This window comes from Burkholderia sp. Cy-637 (assembly GCF_011753175.1).
In the GTDB taxonomy this organism is placed as follows: Bacteria; Pseudomonadota; Gammaproteobacteria; order Burkholderiales; family Burkholderiaceae; genus Burkholderia; species Burkholderia gladioli.
Genome location: NZ_VWWC01000268.1, coordinates 1 through 6076 on the forward strand (window position 1 = coordinate 1; position 6076 = coordinate 6076).

Consider the following 6076-nt stretch of genomic DNA (forward strand, 5'->3'; position numbering starts at 1 on the left):
GGTCGGCGGCGGGATCGGCGGCGCTGCTGGTGATGGCCGCCGCCTGCGGTGACGCCAGCGCGGGCGCCGTGCTCGATCGCGTGCACGCCACCCGCACGCTGCGCGTGTGCCTGTCGCAGAACGATGCCGGCATCACCTACCGCGATCCCCGCACCGGCGAGCCGCGCGGCATCGACGTCGACCTGGCGGCCGCCTTCGCCGGCGATCTCGGCGCCCAGATCGTGATGGTCGACACCTCCTTCGACCGCTTCGCCGACGACCTGCTGGCCGACCGCTGCGACGTCGCGATGCTCGCCGTGGCGGCCACCGCGGCGCGCCGCGAGATGCTGCGCTTCAGCCGTCCCTACCTGTCGAGCGGCATCGTCGGGGTGGCCTCGCGCGGCAGCGAGGTGGTGCCGGGCTGGGGCGATCTCGACCGGCCCGGCGTGCGCGTCGGCGTGCAGCAGGGCTCGCAGATCGAGCCGCTGCTGCGCGCCACCCTCAAGCGCGCCACCCTGATGGTGCTCGACGCGCGCGTGAACCGCGAGGACGAGTTGCAGGCAGGGCGGCTCGACGTGCTGGTGGCGGGGCTTCCGTATGCGCACCGCCTGCTGGAGAATGCCGACTGGGCCCGCCTGGTGGCGCCGCCGCGGCCGTTCCATCCGATGCCCTATGCCTATGCCGTGCGCCCCGGCGACGACGCCTGGCTGCAGACGGTCGACGCCTTCGTCGCGCGCATCCAGCGCGACGGCCGGCTCGCCGAGGCGGCCCGCCGCCATCACCTGACCGACATCATGCTGCTCCAGTGAAACGAATCGAAGCGATCATCGGCCATCACACCGCGCAGCTCCCCGCCTGGCTCAACAGCCGCTCGGTGCTGGTCGGCGGCGCGCTCGTCGGCGCGCTGCTGATCGGCGCGGCCGGCAGCTTCGCGTGGTGGGAGCATCGCAGCGCGATCGACGACGAACGCGGCAGCGCCGAGATGCTGGCGCGCGCGCTCGACGACCAGGGCGCGCGCGCCGCCAGCACCGCCAATTCGATCGCGCGCTCGATCGACAGCACGCTGCAGACGCGCGACCTGCGCGGCACGTCCTTCGCCAACCTGATGCTGGCGCGCAGCATCGCCGGCACGCCGATGCTGCGCAGCGTCTCGCTGGTCGACAGCGAGGGCGAGGTGTTCGCCAGCTCGAACCCGGCCAACCTCGGCGCGCATCTCGACCTGGCGCGGCTGCCGGGCCCGCGCGTGCCGGTCGCCGACGGCGATCTCGCGATCGGCCGGCCGATGGCGGGCCGGGATCTCGCCGATTCCTCGCTGCTGCGCGGTGCGCGGGCCGGCGCCGGCAATCCGCTGCCGCTGCGCTTCCTGCCGCTCGCGCGGGCCAGCGTGACGCCCGGCGGCGACGTGATCCGCATCGTGGTCGCGCTCAATCCCGACTACCTCAAGACCAGCTTCCAGATGCTGCTGGGCGACGCCTCGCGCTCGGCCGGGCTCTACACGCTCGACGGCACGCCGGTGGTGACCACCGGCGTGCCGCTCGACAAGGCCGGCGCGCTGGGCGCGCACACGCTGTTCCGCAACCTGCTGCCGCGTGCCGAGAGCGGCAGCTTCGCGGCGCTCGATTTCGACGGCACCGCCAGCATCGGCGCCTGGCGCACCGCGCGACGCTGGCCGCTGGTGACGGTGGTGGCCACCCCGGCCGAGCGGGCGCTCGCCACCTGGGCCGTGATCGCGCGCTGGGTCGCGCTCGGCAGCGGCGGCGCGCTGCTGCTGTGGGGCGTGTTCTGCACCGCGGCCTCGCGCAGCCTGCGCCAGAACGCGCTGACCATCGCCGCGCTGGGCCAGCTGATGCGCGAGATCGCCAGCAGCGAGGCGCGCAACACGGCGGTGCTGACCAGCGCGATGGACGGCATGGTCACGCTCGACGCGCTCGGGCACGTGGTGGAATTCAACCGCGAGGCCGAGCGCATCTTCGGCTATCGCGCCGAGAACCTGATCGGCCAGCCCGGCGAGGCGCTGCTGCCCGACGAGATCCACGAGCTGATGCGCGATCGCCGCCTGCCCGGCGAGGACGACCGCTCGGCCACGCCGCGCCGCCGGCTCGAACTGAACGCGCGGCGCGCCAACGGCCGCGTGTTCCCGGCCGAGATCTCGGTGGCGCCGGTGGACGTGGACGGCGAGCTGTACTACTTCTGTACCGTGCGCGACCTGTCCGAGGCCAAGCGCGTCGCGCACGAGCGCGCCCAGCTGCTGGCCAAGTACCGCGACTCCTCGTCGGACCTGCGCGGCCTGAAGAACGCGCTCGACGAGCACGCGATCGTCAGCATCCTGTCACCGGACGGGACCATCCTCTATGCCAACTCGATGCTGGCCTCGGTCAGCGGCTACCCGAGCGACGAACTGGTCGGCCAGTCCTACCGGCTGCTGCGCCCCGACGACGCCTCGGGCGGCCTGGTGGTGGACCGGCTGCCCGAGCTGATCCGCGAGGGCGCGCCCTGGAGCGGCCAGCTCGTGCACCGGCGCCGCGACGGCTCGCTGTTCTGGACCGCGTCCACGCTGGTGCCGATCATGAACACCTCGCACGACACCAAGCACGCCTTCCTGATCCAGACCGACATCAGCCTGCAGGTGGCCGGCGAGCGCGAGCTGAAGGCGGCGCATCGCGCCGAGCTCGAACTCGGCGCGGGGATCCAGCGCGGCCTGCTGATCGGCGACCTGCCGCCGGCCGTGCACGGCTGCCTGCTGGCCAGCTTCAACCTGGCCTCGCGCGGCATCAACGGCGATTTCTTCGACCTGTTCGAATTCGACGACGGCTGCTTCGACCTGCTGGTGGGCGACGCGATGGGCAAGGGCGTGCCGGCCGCGCTGCTGGGCGCCGCGCTGAAGATGCAGTTCTCGCGCTCGATCGCCGAGCTGGTCGCGCATGGCGAGCCGGGTGCCGAGCGGCCCTCGCCGGCGCGCATCGTGGCGCATTCGCAGCGCGCCATGCACGCGCGCCTGCAGGCGCTCGACAGCTTCGTCACGCTCTGCTACCTGCGCATCGACCGCGTGCGCGGCACCGCCACCTGGGTCGGCTGCGGGCACGAGGAAACCATGCTGTTCCGCGGCAACGCGCCGCCCGAATTCCTGCGCAACCAGCATCCGCCGCTCGGCGTGATCGAGGAGGCCGAGATCTTCGAGGACAGCGTGCGGCTCGGCCCGGGCGACACCGTGGTGCTCTACTCCGACGGCCTGACCGACGCCGTCGACGACACCGGCGAGCGCTTCGGCCTGGACCGACTGGCGGCCACGCTGCGCGCGCTGGTGCCGACCCATCGACGGCCCGGCACGATCGTGCGCGGCATGCGCGCGGCCGTCGAGGCGTTCACCAACAGCGCGCGGATTCCGGACGACATGACGATGCTGGTGCTGCAACTGCCCGACGGCGAACCGAACACGCGCCGCGAACGGCTCGACATGCCGCGCACGCTCTCGCAGTTGCAGACGCTGCGCAACTTCGTGGCGATGCACGCGGCGGCGGGCCTCGGCGACGACGACGCGGCCTCGCTCGCGCTGGCCGCCGTCGAGCTCGCCAGCAACGTGGTGCGCCACGATTCGCGCCCCGGCGACGGCCCGATCGAGGTGGTCTGCACCACCGGCCCGGAGCTGGCCACGCTCGAATTCGTCTACGACGGCCGGCCCTTCACGCCGCCGCCGGAGCTGAAGCCCGATTTCTCGGGCGAATCGGAAGGCGGCTTCGGCCTGTTCATCATTCGCGAGAGCTGCGACATCGTCAGCCACGACCACGTCAACGGCATCAATCGCGTCACCCTGATCAAGCGCCGCCACACTCAGGCGGCCTGAGCCGGGAAGCTCTCCTCAGACGATTGGCGCGGCACGCGCCGATCGATGGCACAACTGAGGATCGCGTCCCGCGCCGCCCGACGAAATCCGCCGCGCCCGCCAGAAGCCGCGCCCGGCGCGGCATCCGACCCTTTGGCGTGATCCGACGTTTGCAGTTCTGTCACGATTCCGGACCCGATTCGCGATGAAATTGAGCCCATCCACGCTGGAGGGCCACGCGATGATCGCAATCTCTTTGGACGCACAACAACGTTGCAGCCGCCAATCGGGCGGCAAGCAGGCCGACGTTCGTCTGCAGCCGGGGCGCGCGCGACGTCGCCAGCAGACCGCCCGTGCCTGGCGCCGCGCGCGCCTGGCCGCCGCGCCGCTGCGCCGCGCCTTCGGGCCCTGCTGGGTCGGCAGCGCCTTGCGCGCGCCGCTGGAGGAAGAGTTTTGAACGCGCACCAGGTCGCCGTGGTGGTGAGCGGGCGCGACCGTGACGGTTCGCTGTCGCGCTGCCTGCGCAGCGTGCGCGGCGCCGATTGGGGCGAGCTGCCGGTCGAGGTGCTGTACGCGACCGACGAACCGCTGGGCGACGATGCCCGGCTGGCCGCCCTCGACGGCGCGCGGGTGATCGCGGCCGACACGCGCGGCATCGGCCAGGCCACCACGCGCGCGGCGATCCGCAACGCCGGCTGGCACGCCACGCATGCCGACACGGTGCTGTTCCTGGGCGCCGACACCCTGCTCGACCGGCACTTCCCGCAAGCCGCGCTGGCGCGCCTGGACGCGCAATGCGCGGCGGTGCGCGGCCAGTGCCGCGAGGCGCTGCCGCATCAGTCGCATTACGCCGCGGTGGTCGACCTGGACGGCGTGATGCCGTTCGGCGACGCGCTCGACTGCGTGGGCGACGCCCTGTTCAGCCGCGAGGCCCTGCTCGACGTGGGCGGCTTCGACGCCAACCTGGCCGACGGCGAAGCCGCCGACCTGTGCCGCCGCCTGGCGGCGCGCCGCTGGCGCATCGTCGAGCTGGCGATCCCGATGACGCGCCACGACGACGTGCTGGCCCGTTTCCGGGATTACTGGCGCCGCGCGGTGCGCATCGGCGAGGCCTATGCCGCCGCCGACGCGCGCTGCGCCGGCCGCGCCGCCTTCCCGCACGGCTACGCGCCGCAGCGCAACCGCGCCTGGGGCGCCGCGCTCGGCGTGGCCGCCCTGGTGTTCGCGGCGATGCTCGCCACCGCGCCCGGCATCGCCTGGAGCCTGCTCGCGCTGTTCGGCGCGGCGCTGCTGCATACCACCCTGCGCGCCCGGCCCAGCGCCGGCGACTGGCGCCTCGCGACGCTTTATGCGCTGCACGCGCACCTGCAACAATTGCCGATTCTCTATGGCCAACTCGCCTACCGCCGCCGTCATGCCGCCGCTCGTCCGCGGCGAGCGCCCCGCCAGCTATCCGGGGGCGCGCCATGATGACGATTCCGGCCGCGCAGCGTCGCCGGAGCCCACCATGATCGGCCTGCACGACGCCGAGCCGATCGCCTCGCCCGAGCCGCGCCCGTCCCCGCACGAACATGTGCTGGCCCGACGGGCGTTGTCGATCCTGATCGTCGCGCACGATTCGGCCGAGCGCATCGACGCCCAGCTCGCGATGCTGGCGATGGCCGCGCGCTATCGCGACTGGCAGGTGATCGTGGTCGACAACGCCTCGAGCGACGGTACAGCCGAGCTGGTCGAGAGCCGGCATCCCTGGGCGCTCTTGATCCGCTCGCCCGTCAACATCGGCTACGCGGCCGCCTGCAACCTCGCCGCGCGCGAGGCGCTCGGCGCCCTGCTGCTGCTGGCCCATCCCGATACCCACGCCCAGCCCGCGATGATCGCGCGCGCCGCCGCGCGCATGCTGGTCAATCCCGGCGTGGGCATCGCCGGCGGCCGGCTGGTGGACGCCGAGGGCCAGGACGTGCCGGCCTCGCACCGCTTCCCGTCCGCGCTGGGCGACGCCTTCGCCTGGCGCGGCCCGGTATGGCCCGGCGCGGCGGCCAGACGCGTGCCGCTCGACCCCGACCTGCAGCCGCGCGAGCCGGCGCGGCGCGTCGACTGGGTGTCGGATGCGTTCGCGATCATGCGCCACGACCTGTTCCGCTTCCTGGGCGGCTTCGACCCGCGCTTCTTCATGTACTGCGAGGACATCGACCTGTGCCGGCGGGTGGCGATGGAAGGTTTTTCGGTGATGTACTGGCCCGACGTGCGCGCCCTGCGCGCCGGCCGCCCCGGCGCGGC

The 6076-nt window shown here is 73.0% G+C and carries 5 protein-coding genes; all 5 read left to right on the forward strand.

What is annotated here, in order from left to right:
- Window positions 1–788: ABC transporter substrate-binding protein (locus F3J10_RS33870; RefSeq protein WP_345791252.1), on the forward strand; the 788-nt coding region annotated here is incomplete at its 5' end.
- Complete coding sequence (locus tag F3J10_RS36470) at window positions 785–3820, forward strand: SpoIIE family protein phosphatase (RefSeq protein ID WP_167243902.1); 3036 nt, start codon at window positions 785–787, stop codon at window positions 3818–3820. The genes F3J10_RS33870 and F3J10_RS36470, both read left to right, overlap by 4 nt.
- Before the next feature lie 220 nt (window positions 3821–4040).
- Window positions 4041–4256 (forward strand): hypothetical protein, encoded by a 216-nt coding sequence (locus F3J10_RS33880; protein ID WP_036028486.1) that lies wholly within the window; start codon window positions 4041–4043, stop codon window positions 4254–4256.
- On the forward strand, window positions 4253–5269 hold the full coding sequence (locus F3J10_RS33885; protein WP_167243903.1) for a glycosyltransferase family 2 protein: 1017 nt from the start codon (window positions 4253–4255) through the stop codon (window positions 5267–5269). The genes F3J10_RS33880 and F3J10_RS33885 overlap by 4 nt, the downstream gene beginning before the upstream one ends.
- 37 nt (window positions 5270–5306) lie before the next feature.
- The coding region (locus F3J10_RS33890) for a glycosyltransferase (RefSeq protein WP_167243904.1) at window positions 5307–6076 on the forward strand (770 nt) is incomplete at its 3' end.